The 19,631-nt window shown below is 69.2% G+C and carries 15 protein-coding genes; 5 read left to right on the forward strand and 10 right to left on the reverse strand.

Translation table 11 applies throughout. From position 1 onward, the window contains the following. Window positions 1–434 precede the first annotated feature (434 nt). The 8 genes from OG509_RS33495 to kdpF (OG509_RS33530) form a co-directional block, all read right to left on the reverse strand. Window positions 435–2,978 carry an ATP-binding protein gene (locus OG509_RS33495; protein WP_406186336.1) on the reverse strand — a complete coding sequence of 848 codons (2,544 nt, stop codon included), beginning with the start codon at window positions 2,976–2,978 and terminating at the stop codon, window positions 435–437. A gap of 79 nt (window positions 2,979–3,057) precedes the next feature. Continuing rightward, window positions 3,058–3,741 (reverse strand): response regulator, encoded by a 684-nt coding sequence (locus OG509_RS33500; RefSeq protein ID WP_363125035.1) that lies wholly within the window; start codon window positions 3,739–3,741, stop codon window positions 3,058–3,060. A 95-nt stretch (window positions 3,742–3,836) separates the two neighbouring features. Next, complete coding sequence (locus OG509_RS33505) at window positions 3,837–4,553, reverse strand: potassium-transporting ATPase subunit C (protein WP_406186337.1); 717 nt, start codon at window positions 4,551–4,553, stop codon at window positions 3,837–3,839. Window positions 4,554–4,559: 6 nt separating this feature from the next. After that, window positions 4,560–6,665 carry a potassium-transporting ATPase subunit KdpB gene (gene kdpB / locus OG509_RS33510; RefSeq protein ID WP_406186338.1) on the reverse strand — a complete coding sequence of 702 codons (2,106 nt, stop codon included), beginning with the start codon at window positions 6,663–6,665 and terminating at the stop codon, window positions 4,560–4,562. Next, window positions 6,662–8,326: a potassium-transporting ATPase subunit KdpA gene (gene kdpA, locus OG509_RS33515; RefSeq protein WP_406186339.1), complete on the reverse strand. Its 1,665-nt coding sequence runs from the start codon at window positions 8,324–8,326 to the stop codon at window positions 6,662–6,664. The genes kdpB (OG509_RS33510) and kdpA overlap by 4 nt, the downstream gene beginning before the upstream one ends. Window positions 8,327–8,332: 6 nt before the next feature. After that, a complete protein-coding gene (gene kdpF, locus OG509_RS33520) occupies window positions 8,333–8,422 on the reverse strand; it encodes a K(+)-transporting ATPase subunit F (protein ID WP_037789535.1) in 90 nt (29 codons plus the stop codon). A 237-nt stretch (window positions 8,423–8,659) separates the two neighbouring features. Continuing rightward, window positions 8,660–9,418: a DUF4118 domain-containing protein gene (locus tag OG509_RS33525; protein WP_406186340.1), complete on the reverse strand. Its 759-nt coding sequence runs from the start codon at window positions 9,416–9,418 to the stop codon at window positions 8,660–8,662. A 46-nt stretch (window positions 9,419–9,464) separates the two neighbouring features. Continuing rightward, window positions 9,465–9,554 carry a K(+)-transporting ATPase subunit F gene (gene kdpF / locus OG509_RS33530; RefSeq protein ID WP_351316968.1) on the reverse strand — a complete coding sequence of 30 codons (90 nt, stop codon included), beginning with the start codon at window positions 9,552–9,554 and terminating at the stop codon, window positions 9,465–9,467. 249 nt (window positions 9,555–9,803) lie between these two features. Between kdpF (OG509_RS33530) and OG509_RS33535 the strand changes: the two genes are divergently transcribed. The 4 genes from OG509_RS33535 (at window position 9,804) to OG509_RS33550 (ending at window position 16,065) form a co-directional block, all read left to right on the forward strand. Then, window positions 9,804–11,675 carry an APC family permease gene (locus OG509_RS33535; protein ID WP_406186341.1) on the forward strand — a complete coding sequence of 624 codons (1,872 nt, stop codon included), beginning with the start codon at window positions 9,804–9,806 and terminating at the stop codon, window positions 11,673–11,675. A gap of 252 nt (window positions 11,676–11,927) precedes the next feature. Further along, a complete protein-coding gene (kdpB, locus tag OG509_RS33540; RefSeq protein WP_406186342.1) occupies window positions 11,928–14,078 on the forward strand; it encodes a potassium-transporting ATPase subunit KdpB in 2,151 nt (716 codons plus the stop codon). A gap of 247 nt (window positions 14,079–14,325) precedes the next feature. After that, entirely contained in the window at window positions 14,326–15,132 is an 807-nt protein-coding gene (locus tag OG509_RS33545; RefSeq protein ID WP_406186343.1) for an SDR family NAD(P)-dependent oxidoreductase, read from the forward strand. Between the two features lie 150 nt (window positions 15,133–15,282). Continuing rightward, on the forward strand, window positions 15,283–16,065 hold the full coding sequence (locus tag OG509_RS33550) for a GNAT family N-acetyltransferase (protein WP_406186344.1): 783 nt from the start codon (window positions 15,283–15,285) through the stop codon (window positions 16,063–16,065). Window positions 16,066–16,110: 45 nt separating this feature from the next. On the opposite strand, the gene OG509_RS33555 is transcribed toward OG509_RS33550, so the two are convergent. Together OG509_RS33555 and OG509_RS33560 are read right to left on the reverse strand one after the other, a co-directional pair. Further along, window positions 16,111–18,081 carry an APC family permease gene (locus OG509_RS33555; RefSeq protein WP_406187760.1) on the reverse strand — a complete coding sequence of 657 codons (1,971 nt, stop codon included), beginning with the start codon at window positions 18,079–18,081 and terminating at the stop codon, window positions 16,111–16,113. A gap of 174 nt (window positions 18,082–18,255) precedes the next feature. After that, complete coding sequence (locus OG509_RS33560; protein ID WP_406186345.1) at window positions 18,256–18,816, reverse strand: hypothetical protein; 561 nt, start codon at window positions 18,814–18,816, stop codon at window positions 18,256–18,258. A 169-nt stretch (window positions 18,817–18,985) separates the two neighbouring features. On the opposite strand from OG509_RS33560, the gene OG509_RS33565 reads away from it, so the two are divergent. After that, window positions 18,986–19,624 (forward strand): hypothetical protein, encoded by a 639-nt coding sequence (locus OG509_RS33565; RefSeq protein ID WP_406186346.1) that lies wholly within the window; start codon window positions 18,986–18,988, stop codon window positions 19,622–19,624. The last annotated feature ends 7 nt before the right edge of the window (window positions 19,625–19,631 follow it).

Genomic DNA, 19,631 nt, shown 5'->3' on the forward strand with positions numbered 1-19,631 from the left:
GGAGAGGGGCGGTCACCGGATAGCATCACGGCTCGTCTCGCCGCCAGCGGCGACGAGGAGCTCGACCGGGGATCGCGGTGCAGGGCGACGACGTCGGCGCTGTGACCGTCGCGCCGTGACGGCAGCACGACCGTGACGGCTTCTCCGCAAAAGGCGTTCCGTACGGCAAGGCGGCGTCAAGAAGCGCAGCTCAGACTGTGGGCATCGCGCAAACTGGTCAGGCGACGGCGCCGGATGACGGTCCATTGGTGCAGCCGGACGGCGGGTGACCTGACTACCGCCGGAAGGACGCCGGGGCCGACCGTGGGGGGCGGGCCCGGGTGACCACGCGCCGGGAGCCCGTCGTGCCACACAGAGGTCGCCCGGTCACAGCTCAAGGGGATTGCTGTGACCGGGCGGCCTCTGGCTTCATCGGGATCCTGCGGCCCGTCCTCTTACGTGACCGCCGCGCCGGAAAGGTCCGGTGTGATCGGAGGAGTCTGCCCGGAGATGGGGAGCGTGAGGACCATCGTCAGGCCGCCGCCCGGGGTGTCCTCGGCGGCCAGCGTGCCGCCGAGGGCCTCCGTGAAACCGCGGGCGACGGCAAGGCCCAGGCCGACTCCGGCGCCGGCGGGCGCGTCGCCGTACCGCTGGAAGGGTTCGAAGATTCGGCCCTTCGCCGTGTCCGGAATACCGGGTCCGCGGTCGACGACCCTCAGTTCGACCCGGTCTGCCAGGGCACTGGCGGCGACCAGCACCGGGGCGTCTTCGGGGCTGTACTTGACCGCGTTCTCGACGATGTTGGCGACGGCCCGTTCCAGTAGGCCGCGGTCGACGGCGACCATGGGGAGGGATTCGGGGATGTCGAGTTGGACGCTGTCCTCGGGGACCCCGCCCAATGCCATGGGGACGACCTCGTCGAGATCCGTTTCGCGGATCTGAGGGGTGACGGTGCCGGTCTGGAGGCGGGACATGTCCAGGAGATTGCCGATGAGGGCGGCGAGTCGGTCGGCGCCGTTCTCAATGCCTTCGAGGAGTTCGGCCTTGTCCTCGTCGGACCATTCGACGTCGTCGGAGCGCAGGGAGGTGACGGAGGCTTTGATGCCGGCGAGCGGAGTGCGCAGGTCGTGGCTGACTGCGGCCAGGAGGGCGGTGCGGATGCGGTTGCCCTCCGCGAGTTCACGGGACTTCTCGGCCTCGACGACGAGGCGCTGGCGGTCGAGTACGACGGCTGCCTGGGCGGCGAAGGCGCCGAGGACGCGGCGGTCCTCGGCGGGCAGGACCCGGCCGGTGAGGGCAAGGGCCATGTTCTCACCGATGGGCATGTCGACGTCCGCGTCCTCGGGGCGTGCGGCGGGGCCGGCGCCTACCGCGGCCGTGGTGGTCCATGGGTCGACTTCGCTGGTGCGTTCCAGGAGGACGACCGACTGCATGGCGAAGGTCTCGCGGAGGCGTTCGAGGAGCGCGTCGAGGGAGTTCTCGCCGCGCAGGATGCTGCCGGCGAGGAAGGAGAGGATCTCGGACTCGGCGCGCAGCCGGGCCGCCTGGTGAGTGCGGCGGGCGGCCAGGTCCACGACGGATGCCACCGCGACCGCCACGCCGACGAAGATCGCGATGGCGACGATGTTCTTGGGATCTGCGATCGTCCACAGGTGCAGTGGCGGGGTGAAGTAGTAGTTCAGCAGCAGGGACCCGAGGGCCGCCGAGGCAAGAGCGGGGAGAAGTCCGCCGAGCATGGCCGCCGCCACCGTGAAGGTGAGGAAGAGCAGCATGTCGTTGGCGAGCCCGAGGTCTGGGACGACCTGGCTCAGCAGGATGGTGAGCAGCATGGGGCCGGCGATTCCGGCCAGCCAGCCCCAGATGATGCGGGAGCGCCCGAGCCGTGCGCCGCGGGCGACCGGGAGGCCCCGGCCCTTGGCGGCCTCGTCGTGGGTGACGATGTGGACGTCGAGGTCGGGACCGGACTCGCGGGCGACGGTGGCGCTGACGCCGGGCCCGAAGACGTACTGCCAGGAGCGTCTTCGGCTGACGCCGAGGACGATCTGGGTGGCGTTGCACCCGCGGGCGAATTCGAGCAGTGCGTCGGGGACGTTGTCCCCGATGACGTGGTGGAAGGTGCCGCCGAGGTCCTCGACCAGGGTTCGCTGGACGGCGAGTTCCTTGGGGGAGGCGGCGGTGAGCCCGTCGCTGGCGGCGATGTAGACGGCGAGGACCTCGCCGCCGGAGCCTTTCTCGGCGAGGCGGGCGGCGCGGCGGATGAGCTGCCGTCCCTCGGGTCCGCCGGTGAGGCCGACGACGATGCGTTCGCGGGCTTGCCAGGTGGAGCGGATGTTGTGCTCTCCGCGGTATTCCTGGAGGTATTCGTCGACGCGGTCGGCGACCCACAGCAGCGCGAGTTCGCGCAGGGCTGTGAGGTTGCCGGGGCGGAAGTAGTTGGACAGGGCCGCGTCGACCTTGTCGGACTTGTAGATGTTGCCGTGGGCCATGCGCCGGCGCAGGGCCTGCGGGGACATGTCGACGAGCTCGATCTGGTCGGCCCGCCGTACGACTTCGTCGGGGACGGTCTCGCGCTGCCGGATGCCGGTGATCGTCTCGACGACATCGCCGAGGGATTCCAGGTGCTGGATGTTGACGGTGGAGACGACGTCGATGCCGGCCTGAAGGAGTTCCTCCACGTCCTGCCAGCGCTTGGTGTTGCGTGAGCCGGGGATGTTGGTGTGGGCGAGCTCGTCCACGAGCGCGACGGCGGGACGGCGCGCGAGGATCGCGTCCACATCCATCTCGGTGAAGATGGTGTCGCGGTAGTCGAGTTCGCGCCGCTCGATGAGCTCAAGGCCGTGCAACATGACCTCGGTGCGCGGGCGGTGGTGGTGCTCGACGAAGCCGACGACGACGTCCGTGCCCCGTTCCAGCCGCCGATGGCCCTCGGAGAGCATGGCGTAGGTTTTGCCGACACCTGGTGCCGAGCCGAGGTAGATCCGAAGCTTTCCGCGTCCCATGATGCCGACTTCTCGTGTGTGTGCTGACGGGCGTGCAATGCGGAATTTCCCTGACCGTTCGCCGGTCAGGGAAACCCCGTTATGGTTCGAAGCGGTAACCCATGCCGGGTTCGGTGATCAGATATCGGGGGTGGGAGGGATCCGCTTCCAGTTTGCGCCGTAGCTGCGCCATGTATACACGCAGGTAGTTGGTGTTCTCCCCGGAAGCCGGGCCCCAGACGGTCAGCAGGAGCTCGCGCTGGGTGATCAGCCGGCCCGGGTGGGTGATGAGGATTTCCAGCAGGTGCCACTCGGTCGGCGTCAGCCGGATCGTGCGGTCACCGCGCCGCACCTTCTTCGCGACCAGATCGACGGTGAATTCGTCGGTCGTGACCACCGCGTCGTCGGCCTGGGGCGCCGGAGTTTCCTGCCTGCGACTGGCTGCTCGGAGGCGGGCCAGGAGCTCGTCCATGCTGAACGGTTTCGTCACGTAGTCGTCGGCGCCGGCGTCCAGGGCCCGGATCTTGTCCTCCGAGGTGTGGCGTGCCGAAAGGACGACGATCGGGACCCGACTCCAGTCGCGGACGCCTTTGATCACCTCGATTCCGTCCATGTCCGGCAGACCGAGATCAAGGATGATCACGTCAGGCTTTCGGGCGGCGGCGAGTCTGAGGGCCGATCGGCCTGTGGAGGCCTCATCGACGTCGAACTTGCGCGCCTGGAGGTTGATCTTGAGCGCGCGGACGAGCTGTGGGTCGTCCTCCACCACCAGCACCCGGGTCATGGGTGTGCAGCCTTTCGTTTGTTGCGGGCACGGTAAGAAGCCGGCGGGTCGCGAACTCGCGGCCCGCCGGCTCTCAGGTCGTGCGATGTCGGGCATCAGCTCTTGGACAGCGCCTTGAGGGCGATGTTGAGTTCGAGGACGTTGACGCGGGGTTCGCCCATGAAGCCGAGGATGCGGCCACTGGTGTGGTCGGCGACGAGCTTTTCGACCTGCTGGACGTCGAGCTTGTTCTGCTCGGCGACCCGGTGGATCTGGAGTTTGGCGTACTCGGGGGAGATGTTCGGGTCGAGGCCGGAGGCAGAGGAGGTGACGGCGTCGGCCGGCACGTCCTGGGGCTTGACCTGGTAGGAGGCCGTGGAGTTGTCGGTGATGACGGCTTCCTTGGCGGCGACGACCTGGGCGCAGAGGGTGCCTTCCTCGGCGGCCTTGGTACAGACCCCGTTGACCGCGCCGTTGTCACCGGAGCGGTTGGTGGCGCCGGAGAGGATCAGCGAGTACTGGGTGTTGACGCTGTTGGAGCCAAGACCGTTGGAGGGGCGCGGCTGGAACCACTTGAGGTCCGGCTTGGCCGCCTCGTCGGGGTCGTTCGGGTCCTTCTTGGGCAGGTTGTAGGTCTGGCCGATGAGGGAGGAGCCGACGACCTGGCCGCTCTTGTCCTTGATCTCGGAGCCGTTGGCCTTGTCGTTGAACAGGGCCTGGGCGATCCCGGTGACGGCCAGCGGGTAGATGACCCCGCAGATCACCGTCAGCACGAGAAGGGCTCGGAGGCCCGCGCCGATCAGGCGGACGGTGCTGGATACGGAATTGTTCATCGCAGATCAGCCGATTCCGGGGATGAGGGAGATGAGGAGGTCGATGATCTTGATGCCGATGAAGGGGGCGATCAGGCCGCCGAGCCCGTAGAGCCCGATGTTGCGGCGGAGCATCTTGTCGGCGCTGGTCGGCTTGTACTGGACACCCTTGAGGGCGAGCGGCACCAGCGCGATGATGATCAGCGCGTTGAAGATGACGGCGGAGAGGATCGCCGACTCGGGCGAGGCCAGGCCCATGATGTTGAGCTTGTCCAGGCCGGGATAGACCACCGCGAACATCGCGGGGATGATCGCGAAGTACTTCGCGACATCGTTGGCGATGGAGAAGGTCGTCAGCGCACCTCGCGTGATCAGCAACTGCTTGCCGATTTCCACGATCTCGATGAGCTTCGTCGGGTTGGAGTCCAGGTCCACCATGTTCCCGGCCTCCTTGGCGGCCGAGGTACCGGTGTTCATCGCGACACCCACGTCGGCCTGGGCGAGTGCCGGGGCGTCGTTGGTGCCGTCGCCGGTCATCGCGACCAGCTTGCCGCCGGCCTGCTCCCGCTTGATGAGAGCCATCTTGTCCTCGGGCGTCGCTTCCGCGAGGAAGTCGTCCACGCCCGCCTCTTCGGCAATCGCCTTGGCGGTCAGCGGGTTGTCGCCGGTGATCATGATCGTCTTGATGCCCATGCGGCGCAGCTCGTCGAACCGCTCCCGCATGCCTTCCTTCACGACGTCCTTGAGGTGGATGACACCCAGGACACGGGCGCCCTTGTCATCCTGGACGGCGACGAGCAGCGGCGTGCCGCCCGCCTGCGAGATGGCGTCGGTGAGCGTCTGCGCGTCCTCGGAGACACTGCCGCCCTGCTCCTTCACCCATGCCACGACCGAACCGGTCGCGCCCTTGCGGACCTTGCGCCCGTCCACGTCGACGCCGGACATGCGGGTCTGGGCGGTGAAGGGGATCCACTCGGCGTGCGCGAGCTCGCCTTGGTGGCGTTCGCGCAGTCCGTACTTCTCCTTCGCGAGGACCACGATGGAGCGGCCTTCGGGGGTCTCGTCTGCCAGCGAGGACAGCTGGGCGGCGTCGGCGACCTCGGCCTCGGTGGTGCCCTTGACCGGGACGAACTCCGATGCCTGGCGGTTGCCCAGGGTGATGGTGCCGGTCTTGTCGAGCAGCAGCGTGGAGACGTCACCGGCCGCTTCGACCGCGCGACCGCTCATCGCGAGGACGTTTCGCTGGACGAGGCGGTCCATGCCCGCGATACCGATCGCGGACAGCAGCGCGCCAATAGTGGTGGGGATCAGGCAGACGAGCAGCGCGGTCAGCACGATCATGGACTGTTCGGCGCCCGCGTAGATCGCGAAGGGCTGGAGGGTGACGACGGCCAGCAGGAAGACGATGGTCAGAGAGGCGAGAAGGATGTTGAGCGCGATCTCGTTGGGCGTCTTCTGCCGCGCAGCGCCCTCGACCAGGGCGATCATCCGGTCGATGAAGGTCTCACCGGGCTTCGTCGTGATCTTGATGACGATCCGGTCGGAGAGCACCTTCGTGCCGCCGGTGACCGCGGAGCGGTCGCCGCCGGACTCACGGATGACCGGGGCGGACTCGCCGGTGATGGCGGACTCGTCGACGGAGGCGACGCCCTCGACGACGTCACCGTCGCCGGGGATGATGTCGCCCGCCTCGCAGACCACCAGGTCGCCGATCTTGAGATCGTTGCCCGGCACGGACTCCTCGCCCTTGCCGTCCTTGGTCAGACGGCGGGCGACGGAGTCGGTCTTGGCCTTGCGCAGGGTGTCGGCCTGGGCCTTGCCGCGGCCCTCGGCCACCGCTTCGGCGAGGTTGGCGAAGATCGTGGTCAGCCACAGCCAGGCGGTGATCGCCCAGCCGAACCAGTCCGTCGGGTCCTTGATGGCCAGGACGGTCGTGACGACCGAGCCGATCAGGACCACGAACATGACCGGAGACTTGATCATGATGCGCGGGTCGAGCTTGCGCACCGCGTCCGGGAAGGACTTCAGCAGCTGCTTGGGGTCGAAGAGGCCGCCGCCAACCCGGCCGGCCGGGGGCTTGTGTCCGGTGGGCAGGTCTTCGTGCGGAGCACGGGTGGGGGTGGCGGTGCTCATGATGCGAGCCCTTCGGCGAGCGGACCCAGCGCGAGGGCGGGGAAGTAGGTCAGACCGGTGATGATGATGATCGTGCCGACGAGCAGGCCGGTGTAGAGCGGCTTGTCGGTACGGAGGGTGCCTGCCGTCTCGGGGACGGGCTTCTGCTCGGCGAGCGAGCCGGCCAGTGCGAGGACGAAGACCATGGGCAGGAAGCGGCCCAGCAGCATGGCGATGCCGATGGTGCTGTTGAACCACTGTGTGTCGGCGTTCAGGCCCGCGAACGCGGAGCCGTTGTTGTTGGCGCCGGAGGTGTAGGCGTAGAGGACCTCGGAGAAGCCGTGCGCGCCGGAGTTCAGCATGGAGTGGGGCGGGGTGGGCAGGGCCATGGCGGCGGCGGTGAAGCAGAGGACCAGAGCGGGGGTGATGAGGATGTAGCAGGCGGCGAGCTTGATCTCGCGGGTGCTGATCTTCTTGCCCAGGTATTCGGGGGTGCGGCCGACCATCAGGCCGGCGATGAACACGGCGATGATCGCCATGATCAGCATGCCGTAGAGGCCGGAGCCGACGCCGCCGGGCGCGATCTCGCCGAGCTGCATGCCCAGCAGCTGGATGCCGCCGCCGAGCCCGGTGAAGGAGGAGTGGAAGGAGTTGACCGCGCCGGTCGAGGTCAGCGTGGTGGAGACGGAGAAGATGGCGGAGGCGCCGATGCCGAAGCGGGTCTCCTTGCCCTCCATCGCCCCGCCGGCGATGTCGAAGGCCGGGCCGTGGTGGGCGAATTCGGTCCACATCATCAGCACGACGAAGCCGAGCCAGATGGTGGCCATGGTCGCAAGGATCGCGTAGCCCTGGCGCAGGCTTCCGACCATGCGGCCGAAGGTACGGGTCAGCGCGAACGGGATGACCAGGATGAGGAAGATCTCGAAGAGGTTCGAGAACGGGGTGGGGTTCTCGAACGGGTGCGAGGAGTTGGCGTTGAAGTAACCGCCGCCGTTCGTCCCGAGCTCCTTGATGACCTCCTGCGAGGCCACCGCCCCGCCGTTCCACTGCTGAGAGCCGCCCAGGAACTGGCCGACCTCGTGGATCCCGGCGAAGTTCTGGATGACACCGCAGGCGACCAGGACCAGCGCGCCGATCACGGAGATGGGCAGCAGGATGCGGAAGACACCGCGGACGAGGTCGGACCAGAAGTTGCCGAGCTCACCGGTGCGGGAGCGGGCGAAGCCCCGTACGAGGGCCACGGCGACGGCCATGCCGACCGCGGCCGAGACGAAGTTCTGCACCGCGAGGCCGCCGGTCTGCACGACGTGGCCCATGGCCTGCTCGCCGTAGTACGACTGCCAGTTGGTGTTCGACACGAAGGAGGCGGCGGTGTTGAAGGCCTGGTCGGGGTCGATCGCGGAGAAGCCGAGCGAGCCGGGCAGGATGCCCTGGGCCCGCTGCAGGGCGTAGAGGAAGAGGACGCTGACCGCGGAGAAGGCCAGGACGCCGCGCAGGTACGCGGGCCAGCGCATCTCGGCCGAGGGGTTGGCGCCGATGGCCTTGTAGATCCACTTCTCCGGCTTGTAGTGCTTCTCGGAGGAGTAGACGCGGGCCATGTAGTCGCCCAGGGGGCGGTAGGCCAGCGCGAGCGCGGCGATCAGTGCGAGGAGCTGGAGCACACCAGCGAGAACGGGACTCATCGGTGGCTAGAACCTCTCCGGGTACACGAGGGCGAGGACGAGGTATCCGAGCAGGGAGACGGCCACGACGAGGCCGACGATGTTTTCGGCGTTCACAGCTTGGTCACCCCCCGGGCGATGAGAGCCACCAGCGCGAACACCGCGATCGTGGTGACGACGAAGGCCAGATCGGCCACCGTGAGCTCCTGGATGAAGAGGGAGGAAAGGAATCGGCCAGATGGCCGATGACGAGATAACCGTGTCTTCAGTCGGGTGTTAAGACACTTTGACGGAGTCCATACGGGCGCACGGGAACCCTTAACGCCACTCTTACGGGGATGGGCCCGGCTGAGGTCAGCCTTGGTGGGAAAGCCCGGCCGTGTCCAGGGCGCTCCCGGCCTGCGCGGCCAGCGCGACGGCCACCAGACGGGCCTCTTCGGAGGGCAGTGGGCTGCCGGGGCGCGGGTCGAGGAGGAAGCGGCCGTAGTAGTGCCCGCCGCCGACGACCCGCAGCTCGGTCTCCCCGTCCGGCCAGTCGGCGTACTCCGTGATCCGGCCCGGACGGCGCAGCCACAGGCCACCGCCGTGCTCCAGGCGCGGCAGGTGCCCGATCAGGGTCCCGTACTCGAAGCGGCAGCCGCGCAGACCCAGCAGGCCGACGAGCTCCTGGCGCACGTACTCGACCACCGCCTCCGGCGAGCCGCCGTCCTCGGCCAGCCGAGCGGTTCCCTGGAGACTCGACAGATGCGCGGCGTCGGTCACCACGACCGCCTGGAGACGGCGTGCGCGCACGGCCAGCTGCGAGACGATCAAGCCGACGATGAGCAGCAGGACAGCCGTCTCGACGTCTGCACGGTCAGAGATGGCGAACTGCTGGTAGGGCCTGGTCAGGAAGAAGTCGAACCAGGCGGCCGCCGAGAGCGCGGCGAGTGCTCCCGCCGCTCGGCTGCCCATGGCGGCGACCGCGACCACCGCGACGACCAGGATCAGCGCCTCGTTCGTCGCCGAAAGCCCCGTCCGGAACGGCACGAGTACGAGCGCCACCAAGAAGGGGGCCACGAGGGCTGCGACCAAGGCGACGCGGTCGCGGAGCCGGAACCAGTACCCGGACATGTGAGGCCTCCCGTCCGGACAAGGCGATCGTTGTGCAGAGCGCCGGTCAGAACTTCTCGGGCCTGATCAGAGCGACCACGAGATAGCCGAGCAGCGCAAGGGCGATGAGCAGGCCGACCACGTTCTCCGCGTTCATCAGCAGCTTCTCTCTTCGTACTGGTCAGGCGTGTGCCGCCCAGATCAAGCATGCATCCCCGCGGAGCCGGGGCAACGCGAGGCAGCGCCTCTTGACGGACCCCTTACGCCGCGAGCGTCCATGCGTATGGAACACATGAAGAGTGCGGGGGCGGGCGTATGAAACGCGCCAAGGGTGCTGGTGGCCGACCCCTACGGCTCCGACGCTGTGCTGACTTTGCTCATACGGAGGGATCGGCGAAAAGTGGCCATGCACGCAGGAGAATCGACCACGGTCACTCAAGGGTCGGCCCAGGAGGAGCCCCCTGATACCGACGGCACCGGGGTCGGTGACCGGCACAAGCTGACTGCCCTCCAGGGCCTCGCCGCGCTGTCGCTCGACGCGATGGCGTCCGTGGCGTACGGGCCCGAGGCGATCGTCCTGGTCCTGGCCGCGGCTGGTGCCCACGGCATGGGCTTCACGCTCCCCGTCACCCTGGCCATCGCCGCCCTGCTCGCGGTGCTGGTTGCCTCGTACCGACAGGTGATCGCCGCGTTCCCCGACGGGGGAGGCTCGTACGCGGTCGCCAAGCGGCATCTTGGCCGGCGCACCAGCCTGGTCGCGGCCGCCTCGCTCATTCTCGACTACGTGCTGAACGTCGCGGTGTCGGTCACCGCCGGCGTGGCTGCCCTGACCTCGGCCTTCCCGGGGCTGCACGGGGAGCGGGTCTGGATCTGCCTGGCGGTTCTGGTGCTGGTGACCGCCGTGAACCTGCGCGGGGTCGTCGACTCCGCCAAGGCCTTCCTCGTACCGACCGCGCTCTTCGTCGGGTCGATCCTGGCGATGATCGGCGTCGGCCTCTTCCGCGACGGCCCGGTCAGCACCGCCTCCGCGGCCGGACACGCCTCGGCGCTCGGCGAGGGCGCCACCAGCGTGGGCGCGCTGCTGCTGTTGAAGGCGTTTGCCGCGGGCTGCTCGGCGCTGACGGGCGTCGAGGCCGTGGCCAATGCCGTGCCGTCCTTCCGTGTGCCGGCCGCCCGCCGGGCCCAGCGCACCGAGGTGGCCCTCGGCGCGCTGCTCGGCGTCATGCTGATCGGGCTGTCGGTGCTGATCGGCCGCTTCCACCTCCAGCCCGTCGAGGGCGTCACGGTGCTGGCCCAGCTGGCGGACGCGTCGTTCGGCCACAATGCTGCTTTCTACATCGTCCAGTTCGCCACCGTGGTGCTGTTGGCGCTCGCGGCGAACACCTCCTTCGGCGGGCTGCCGGTGCTGATGGGCCTGCTGGCCCGCGACAACCACCTGCCGCACGTCTTCGCCCTCAAGGCCGACCGCCAGGTGCACCGGCACGGGGTGGTCTGGCTGGCCCTCGTATCGGCCGTCCTGCTCGTTCTTTCCGGCGGCGACACGAACTCCCTCGTCCCGCTCTTCGCCATCGGCGTCTTCGTCGGCTTCACCATCTGCCAGGTCGGCATGGTCCGGCACTGGTACGGCGAACGGCGCAAGGGTTGGCAGGCCAAGGCCGCCCTCAACGGCTTCGGCGCCCTCCTGACCGGTGTCTCGGCCGTCGTCGTCACCGCCACCAAGTTCACCGAGGGCTCCTGGCTGATCGTGCTCGCGCTGCCGCTGATCGTCCTCGGCTTCGAGAAGATCCACCGCGCATACACCGAGATCGGCGAACGCCTCGAACTCGGCCGCGTACCGCAGCCCCCGCACCGGGCCCACTCGCTGGTCGTGGTCCCCGTCTCCGGTCTGTCCCGACTGACCTGTCAGGCCCTGACCGCCGCCCGCTCCCTCGGCGACGAAGTCCTCGCCGTCACCGTCACCCATCCCACACCTGAGGACCGTCAGAGCGCCGAAGCCCTCCGGCGTGACTGGGAGTTGTGGAATCCCGGCGTCGGCCTCATCGAACTCCCCTCGGAGACGCGCTCCCTCGGCCGCCCGGTGTCCGGCTACGTACGGGAGCTCGTCCGGAGCCGTCCGGACGCGCAGGTGACCGTTCTCATACCGGAGACCGAACCCGCCCGTCTCTGGCAGCGGCTGCTGCAGAACCAGCGCGGCGCGGTGGTGGCCCACGCCGTCCGCCGCGACACCGACGCCGTGATCTGCCGACTGCGCTTCCGCGTCACTGCCGACGCACATTGACGTGCCCTTGGCGGCGGCTTGACAGGTCCCGTGCGCTGCCATCAAGAAGGTGCCAATTCCCCCGCCCGCATGCGCCTTTCCCCCTGATCGGGCAGTAGCTTCCTCCCTGTTGCGCCGCCGGGGAGCCATGCTCACATGACGGCCGAGGGGGTCCATGGTGACATTCCCCGGCGGCGACACCCCTCACTCGCACCGCTGCCCACCCTGCCGGGTGGCCCACTCGATCCCACATCCCACTGAGAAGGTCCCTTCATGCCTCGCGCCGCCGCGCAGCACGTTCCTCCAGGGCTCGGAACCCCGCCGCGGACACCGCCTGCCCGTCCCTCCCGCAGACGCTCCGGACAGGCGAACATGCTGGAGCCCGAGCGGCTGGCGGCCTCTGTCGGCGAGGCGGTCCACAAGCTCCACCCGCGTGAGCTGGTGAGGAAGCCGGTGCTGTTCGTCGTCGCCGTCGGATCCGTCCTGACCACGCTCTCGGCGCTGATCCACCCGTCCGTCTTCACCTGGGTGATCAGCGTCTGGCTCTGGCTGACGGTCCTGTTCGCCAACCTGGCGGAGGCCGTTGCCGAAGGCCGCGGCCGCGCCCAGGCCGAGTCGCTGCGCAAGGCGCGTACGGACACGGTCGCGCTGCGGCTGAACCACTGGACGTACGGGGCGAACCTGCGTCGTGCCGAGACCGAGGCCGTCACTCCGGCCGAGCTCCAGCCCTTCGACTTCGTCCTCGTAGAGGCGGGTGAACTGGTCCCGGCCGACGGGGACGTGGTGGACGGCGCCGCGATGGTGGACGAGTCGGCCGTCACCGGTGAATCGGCCCCGGTCCTGAGGGAGTCGGGCGGCGACAGGTCCGGAGTGACCGGCGGTACGACGGTCCTCTCCGACTCGATCGTCGTACGGGTCACCTCGCGCCCCGGGAACAGCTTCCTGGACCGGATGATCGCCCTGGTCGAGGGCGCGTCCCGGCAGAAGACGCCGAACGAGATCGCGCTCAACATCCTGTTGGCCGCCCTGACCTTCGTGTTCATCCTGGTCGTGGTCAGCCTCGAGCCGATGGCCGCATACGCGGGCGCCGCGCAGTCGACGACCGTCCTGGTGGCGCTCCTCGTCACGCTCATCCCCACCACCATCGGTGCGCTGCTCTCCGCCATCGGCATCGCGGGCATGGACCGCCTGGTGCAGCGCAACGTCCTCGCGATGTCGGGCCGCGCGGTCGAGGCGGCCGGCGACGTGAACACCCTCCTCCTCGACAAGACCGGCACCATCACCCTCGGCAACCGTGAGGCCGCTGCCTTCATCCCGCTTCCCGGCGTCGATCAGACCAAGCTCGCGGACGCCGCGCAGCTGTCCTCCCTCGCCGACGAAACGCCCGAAGGCCGGTCCGTCGTGGCCCTGGCCCAGCAGTACGGGCTCCAGCCGGCCGCCCAAGAGGACCTCAGCAACCCCCGCTTCACCGAGTTCAGCGCCCACACCCGCATGAGCGGGATCAACCTGAGCTGGGACAACGGCGCCGGCTGCGCCATCCGCAAGGGCGCGACCGCTCAGGTTTGCGACTGGGTGGCGATGCGCGGTGGGACCGTGCAGGCCGAAGCCGTCGCATGGTCGGCCACCGTGTCCGCATCGGGGGGCACGCCCCTGCTGGTCGCCGTGCACGACTGGGACGGGCCGCGGGTCCTCGGCATCATCCACCTCAAGGACGTCGTCAAGGAGGGCATCCGGGAGCGGTTCGCCGAACTGCGGAGCATGGGCATCCGTACGGTCATGGTGACCGGTGACAACGAGCTGACGGCCAGGGCGATCGCCGCCGAGGCAGGCGTCGACGAATACCTGGCGGAGGCCACCCCCGAGGACAAGCTCGAACTGATCAAGCGGGAGCAGGCCGGCGGCAAGCTCGTCGCGATGACGGGCGACGGTACGAACGACGCCCCGGCCCTCGCGCAGGCGGACGTCGGCGTGGCGATGAACACGGGCACCTCGGCCGCCAAGGAGGCCGGGAACATGGTGGATCTCGACTCCAACCCCACCAAGCTCATCGACATCGTCGAGATCGGCAAGCAGCTCCTCATCACCCGTGGCGCGCTCACCACGTTCTCCATCACGAATGACGTCGCGAAGTACTTCGCGATCATCCCGGCCATGTTCGCTTCGGCCTATCCCGGCCTCGGAGCCCTCAACATCATGGGCCTGCACAGCCCGCAGTCCGCCATCACCTCGGCGATCATCTTCAACGCCCTGATCATCGTCGCCCTCATCCCGCTGGCCCTGCGCGGCGTCCGCTACAAGCCCGCCTCGGCCCACGACCTGTTGCGCCGCAACCTGGCGGTCTACGGGCTCGGCGGCCTCGTCCTGCCGTTCGTCGGGATCAAACTCATCGACCTGGCGGTGTCCACCGTCCCCGGCATCGGCTGAAGTCCGTCAAGGGCTCGTCAGAGGGCCGTCAGGGCTCTTGAGCCCACAGCGGCACACCAGTTGGATGGATGACGTGAACATCGGTCACCCCTACGACGACCGGCCACCGTCATGGCGGAGCCGTGCAGGGAAGTGATCACTGCGTACCGCCGGCCGTGCTGACGCCCGTACGCGATACCCATTCACCTTCACCGCACGGCCGCTTCCCGCAACGGGCGGCCGCCGTGCCCTTCCCCAGGAACCACTCATGTCTTCCTTCCTGTCCGGCCGTACCGTCCTGGTCACCGGCGCCACCTCCGGCATCGGCTACGAGACCGCCCGCCTGCTCGCCGAGTGCGGTGCGACGGTCCTGCTCCACGGCCGTACCCCTGCGGAAGCCCGGGCAGCCGTGGACCGCCTCATCGCCACCGCCGACGTCGACGCGGACATGCTGCGCCCGTGCGCGGCGGACTTCGCGCACCTCGACGAGGTGGAGCGGCTCGCGAACCGGATCACCGCCGGGTACCCACACCTCGATGTCCTGGTCAACAACGCCGCCGTCGCGGCGCCGGAGCGCCACACGGTCACCCCGGACGGCAACGAGCTCTCCTTCCAGGTCAACTTCCTCGCCCACTACCTGCTGACGAACCTGCTGGAACCGGTCCTGACCACCGACCCGGGCGGCCGCGTCGTCAACGTCTCCTCCTCGATGCACCGCACCGGTTCCATCATGTGGAACGACCCCAACCGGACCCGCCGTTACTCCCGCCTCGCCGCCTACGCGCAGTCGCAGCTCGCACTCACAGTCTTCGCCGCCGACCCGCGGGTGACCGCCGTCTCCGTGAACCCGGGCGTGTGTGAAACGGCCCTGATGCCGCTGTACGGACACGAGGGTGCGACGCCGTCCGAGGGGGCCGCCCACGTCGCGCGGCTGTGCGACCCGGCCGTCGAGATCGTCAACGGGGCTTACTACGACCGGAGCGAGCGGATGGAGCCCGCCTCCGGCGCGACCGAGGAACGCACGGTCAAGCGGCTCAACAAGCTCGCCGACGTGCTCGTCGGGCACTCTGCCTGAGGGCGCAAGCCCGACGCGCGACAAAGCCAACCACGGCCGCAAGGCCGGCCAGCGTCGCCTTCCCGCTCGCGCTGGTTCCCCCGCGGGGGCGGCCCACGGCCCCGGGCCGCCCCCGCACACCTCTTCCCTTCCCCCTAGGCGGCATCCGTCGTGATCCAGCTCCTTCCCACCCGTCTCCCCGCACTCGCCCGCTGGTTCCCCGGCGGGGCCCCGGGCGTCGCGGCCCTCCCCGAGCACGTCATCGCCACCGGAGCCGGTCAGTGGTGGGCGGACCGCGCCGTGGACCCGCGGGTCGTGGCGGTCTCCAGCGGGGATCACGTCCTGCTGCGAGGAGAGCCCGGCGCGTTGTCGCCCGAGGCCCTCGCCCCCTTCGCCGGCAGCTACATCGAGGCCCCGGCCCGCTTCGTGCCCATCCTCGGGGGCGCGTTCGCACGTGTCGATCCATGGGAGCGCATGGTCTACGTACACCGGGCGCCCGCCCTGGCCGCCCGCCCGGCACCCGGGATCACGGTGCGCCGGCTGACCCCGCATGACGCGCCGGCCCTCGTCGCCCTCGGCCCCGAGGCGGCCTGGATCCACCGGACCTGGGGCGGCCCGCAGCAGCTCGCCGCCTCCGGCCTCGGCTGGGGAGCCTTCCACCGGGGCCGCACCCTCTCGGTGGCCTGCACCTACTTCCTCGGCAGCGGGTATGAGGACGTCGCCGCCCTCGCGGACCCCGGCCACCGTCGGCAACACCTCGCGCTGGCCTGCGTCACCGCCCTGTGCCAGGACATCGCCGCCCGCGGCCGTACGCCGAGCTGGACCTGCTCCCGCGACAACCGCCCGAGCCGCCTGCTGGCCTGGTCGGCGGGCTTCCGCCTCACCCGCGAATACGTCCACTACGCGACCGGCCCCGCTCGCCGTCTGACGCTCGCCAGGGGAGAGGCCGCGTGAGCCCGTACGGGAATCCGGACCGGGTGACGTGAGGGCACGAGGCAGTCACCGCGGGCTCTTGGATTTTCGGGTGGGCTCTCCGCGGCGGACGGAGCCGGGGGCGCGGGCCGCGGGGTGGTCGGCGCGCGAGGAGGAGGTCAGCTGCCACGGGACGCTGGTGACCATGACGCCCGGAGTGAAGAGCAGCCGGCTCTTCAGCCACAGGGCGGACTGGTTGTGGAGGAGGTTCTCCCACCAGTGGCCGACGACGTACTCGGGGATGAAGACGCCCACCACATCGCGCGGGCTCTCCCGCCGGATCGAGCGTACGTACTCGACGACAGGACGGGTGATCTCGCGGTACGGGGAGTCGAGGATCTTCAGCGGGATTTCGATCCCGTACTCCTCCCACTGCCGCTTCAGTGACTCCGCCGCCTCGCGGTCCACGGAGATGGTGAGCGCTTCCAGGTGGTTGGGGCGGAAGGCCCGTGCGTAGGACAAGGCCCGCAGGGTCGGCTTGTGAATCGTGGAGACGAGCACGATCGCGAAGACCCGCGGCGGTGGTGCCAGCTCGCTCCGCGGATCGGTGACGGTCAGCTCGGCCGCCGTGTGGTCGTAGTGGCGCCGGATACCGCGCATCATCACCCACAGCACGAGCGCGGCGAGTACGGCGAGCCAGGCGCCCTGGGTGAACTTGGTGGCCAGCACGATCACCAGGACCAGCCCGGTCACGCACGCGCCGAGGCCGTTGACGGACCGGGTGACCTGATGGCTGCGGCGCACCGCCGGATCGGTCTCGGTGCGCAGCTCGCGGTTCCAGTGCCGGACCATGCCGAGCTGGGAGAGCGTGAAAGAGGTGAACACTCCCAGGATGTACAGGTGGATGAGGTCGGTGACGTTGGCCTTGTAGACCCACAGCAGCACTGCGGCGACGGTCGCGAGCGCCAGGATGCCGTTGGAGAACGCCAGCCGGTCCCCGCGGTTGTGCAGTTGCCGGGGCAGGTAGCGGTGCTGGGCGAGGATCGAGGCGAGCAGCGGGAAGCCGTTGTAGGCGGTGTTGGCCGCCAGGATCAGGATGAGTGCGGTAGCCGCCTGCATGAAGTAGAAGCCGAAGCTGTCCGAGCCGCCGAAGACGGAGGCCGCCAACTGGGCGATCACGGTGCGCTGGGTGTACGACGCGCAGTCCGCCAGCCCGGTCAGCCGGCAGGGGTCCTCGACGATGTGGACCTTGGCGACCATCGCGAGGGTGGTGACGCCCACGAACATGGTGATGGCGATGGCGCCCATGGCCAGCATGGTCTTCGCCGCGTTGACGGACTTGGGCTTGCGGAAGGCCGGCACGCCGTTCGAGATCGCCTCGACGCCGGTCAGAGCCGTACAGCCGCTGGAGAAGGCCCGCAGCACGAGCATCAGCAGGGCGAACCCGGCCAGGCCCGCGTCGGCGGGATCCGGCTCGATGCCGTACGCGGCGCTCTCGGCGACGGGGGCGTCGCCCAGCAGATAGCGGAAGAGTCCCGTCCCCACCATGATCAGCACGCCGCCGATGAAGAGGTACGTCGGCGTGGCGAAGGCCCGCCCGGACTCGCGGACGCCGCGCAGGTTCATCGCGGTCAGCAAGGCGACGAAGCCGACCGCGAGTCCCACCCGGTGCTCGGCCAGGCCCGGCAGCGCCGAAATGATGTTGTCCACGCCCGAGGCGACCGACACGGCCACCGTCATCACGTAGTCGACCAGCAATGAGGCGGCAACCACCAGACCGGCGGAGGGCCCCAGGTTCGTCGAGGCGACTTCGTACGAACCGCCGCCGCTGGGGTACGCGTGCACGACCTGCCGGTACGAGAGCACCACCACGGTCATCAGCAACACGACCGCCAGCGCGATCCACGGCGTGAAGTGCAGGTAGGCGAGGCCGCCCAGCGTCAGCACCAGCAGGATCTCCTGCGTGGCGTACGCCACCGACGACAGCGGGTCGGAGGCGAAGATCGGGAGCGCGAGGCGTTTGGGCAGGAGGGTCTCGCCCAGCTCCTCGCTGCGCATCGCCCGGCCGATCACCAGACGCTTCAGCAGACCCGTCACGTTGAACACGGCGGGAGCGTAGGCGCAGAAGGCCCGGCCCGGGCACGCGCAGCATGAGGACGCCGCCGAATGATCCCGGATGGAAGGAGAAGGGGCCTGCAAATGGCCCTGGAGCACCCGGTGCCCGAGCACCGGTCAGTGCAAGCCGGAGACCTTGAAGACCGTACGCGCCGTCTCGCGGTCGATGCGCTCTGCCAGCTGACGCAGCGCGGTCGCGCCACACGCCAGCGTTCCGCTCCGGAGTGACGCCAGGGCGTCCGCGTCGAAACGCCGCCACAGCGCAGGATTGCGGGCGAGGACGGTGGGGTCGATCTCGACCACGCTGCCCTCCACGTCCCGTAGGACCATGCGCTGGGCCACGCCGTCGAACCAGTGGACCGAGACGAGGGAATCGGTACGGACACTGTGCTCGACCAGTACTCCGCGGACGGTCAGCACGCCGGGACGCGCGAAGACCCTGGGCGGCAGCAGGATCAAGAAGAAGAGGGCGGCCAATCCGCTCCAGAGGGCGGCGCGGGGAAAACTGAGATGGCCGACGCCCGTGTCCACCACGAGCAGGGTCGTCAACAGCAAGGAGGCGGCGCGGATCGCCGTACGTCTCTCCGCTGCCCAGTGGATGTCGTGTGCGCACGGTCCGGCAGGGTTCGCGCGCTCGGCACGCGCACCGGTCGCAGCCAGTGTGAAGCGTCGTCCCATGAGGACGACGCTACGGCGGCTGGAGCCGCCCGAGCCGAACCCTGACGAACTGCTGACGCCGTGGCGCGGTTTCTTGACGGGCCCCTGGTGGCGCGGTGTCGACCTCGCTGCAGTGCGGAATCCCGGTGTCGTCAAGGGCCCGTCAAATTGCCGGCCTCTCCGCGTATGGGTGTCGTCAACATGTCAGCGGTATCGAACAGTTGCGTTCGACTCCGTCGTCGCGCTGTCGCGGTCCAAGGCGATCGGATACGACGCCAACGCGGACGAGAGCCGCTACCTCCTGGACCCCGGCCGCCGCCCCGCGTACGAGCGGTCCTTCCTCGACAAGTCACAGCAGCTGTACGGGATCGCGGGGGCCGGACTCGCCACCTACGACCGGCGACTCGACGAGACCTGGGGCACGTACCGGAAGGCCAACGGCGACAAGCAGTTCACCGGGGAGTACCGGCGCGAGCTGGACAACATCACCTTCGTGGGGGAGCGGGACGCCGCCGAGAAGACCGTCGCGGCGTACGCCGTCTACCAGCGCGACGACCGGACCTTCCGGCGGCTGGTGACCGAGGGGAAGACGCAGGAGGCCACGGTGTTCTGCGTCGGCTGGGCGCCCGACACGTCCAACGCCCACTTCGGGGAATGGATGAAGGCCCTGGACCGGGTCACCGCCATCAACCAGCGCCACTTCGACCGGGCGGTGAACGAGGGACGCGGGGCGCTGACCACGCTGGCCCCGGCGGCCGGCGCGGCGATGCTGCTGGTGGCCGGGCTGACCGCCCTCGGCCTGAGACCTCGGCTGGCCGAGTTCGGGTAGGGGCTGC

Origin of the sequence: Streptomyces sp. NBC_01006 (assembly GCF_045162725.1) — a bacterium.
In the GTDB taxonomy this organism is placed as follows: Bacteria; Actinomycetota; Actinomycetes; order Streptomycetales; family Streptomycetaceae; genus Streptomyces.

What these genes read in the sequence shown, in the direction of transcription:
- OG509_RS33495 (WP_406186336.1), bottom strand. Translation starts at nt 2,978, where the DNA reads ATGGGACGCGGAAAGCTTCGGATCTACCTCGGCTCGGCACCAGGTGTC.
- OG509_RS33500 (WP_363125035.1), bottom strand. Translation starts at nt 3,741, where the DNA reads ATGACCCGGGTGCTGGTGGTGGAGGACGACCCACAGCTCGTCCGCGCG.
- OG509_RS33505 (WP_406186337.1), bottom strand. Translation starts at nt 4,553, where the DNA reads ATGAACAATTCCGTATCCAGCACCGTCCGCCTGATCGGCGCGGGCCTC.
- kdpB (WP_406186338.1), bottom strand. Translation starts at nt 6,665, where the DNA reads ATGAGCACCGCCACCCCCACCCGTGCTCCGCACGAAGACCTGCCCACC.
- kdpA (WP_406186339.1), bottom strand. Translation starts at nt 8,326, where the DNA reads ATGAGTCCCGTTCTCGCTGGTGTGCTCCAGCTCCTCGCACTGATCGCC.
- OG509_RS33525 (WP_406186340.1), bottom strand. Translation starts at nt 9,418, where the DNA reads ATGTCCGGGTACTGGTTCCGGCTCCGCGACCGCGTCGCCTTGGTCGCA.
- kdpF (WP_351316968.1), bottom strand. Translation starts at nt 9,554, where the DNA reads ATGAACGCGGAGAACGTGGTCGGCCTGCTCATCGCCCTTGCGCTGCTC.
- OG509_RS33535 (WP_406186341.1), top strand. Translation starts at nt 9,804, where the DNA reads ATGCACGCAGGAGAATCGACCACGGTCACTCAAGGGTCGGCCCAGGAG.
- kdpB (WP_406186342.1), top strand. Translation starts at nt 11,928, where the DNA reads ATGCCTCGCGCCGCCGCGCAGCACGTTCCTCCAGGGCTCGGAACCCCG.
- OG509_RS33545 (WP_406186343.1), top strand. Translation starts at nt 14,326, where the DNA reads ATGTCTTCCTTCCTGTCCGGCCGTACCGTCCTGGTCACCGGCGCCACC.
- OG509_RS33555 (WP_406187760.1), bottom strand. Translation starts at nt 18,081, where the DNA reads ATGCGCAGCGAGGAGCTGGGCGAGACCCTCCTGCCCAAACGCCTCGCG.
- OG509_RS33560 (WP_406186345.1), bottom strand. Translation starts at nt 18,816, where the DNA reads ATGGGACGACGCTTCACACTGGCTGCGACCGGTGCGCGTGCCGAGCGC.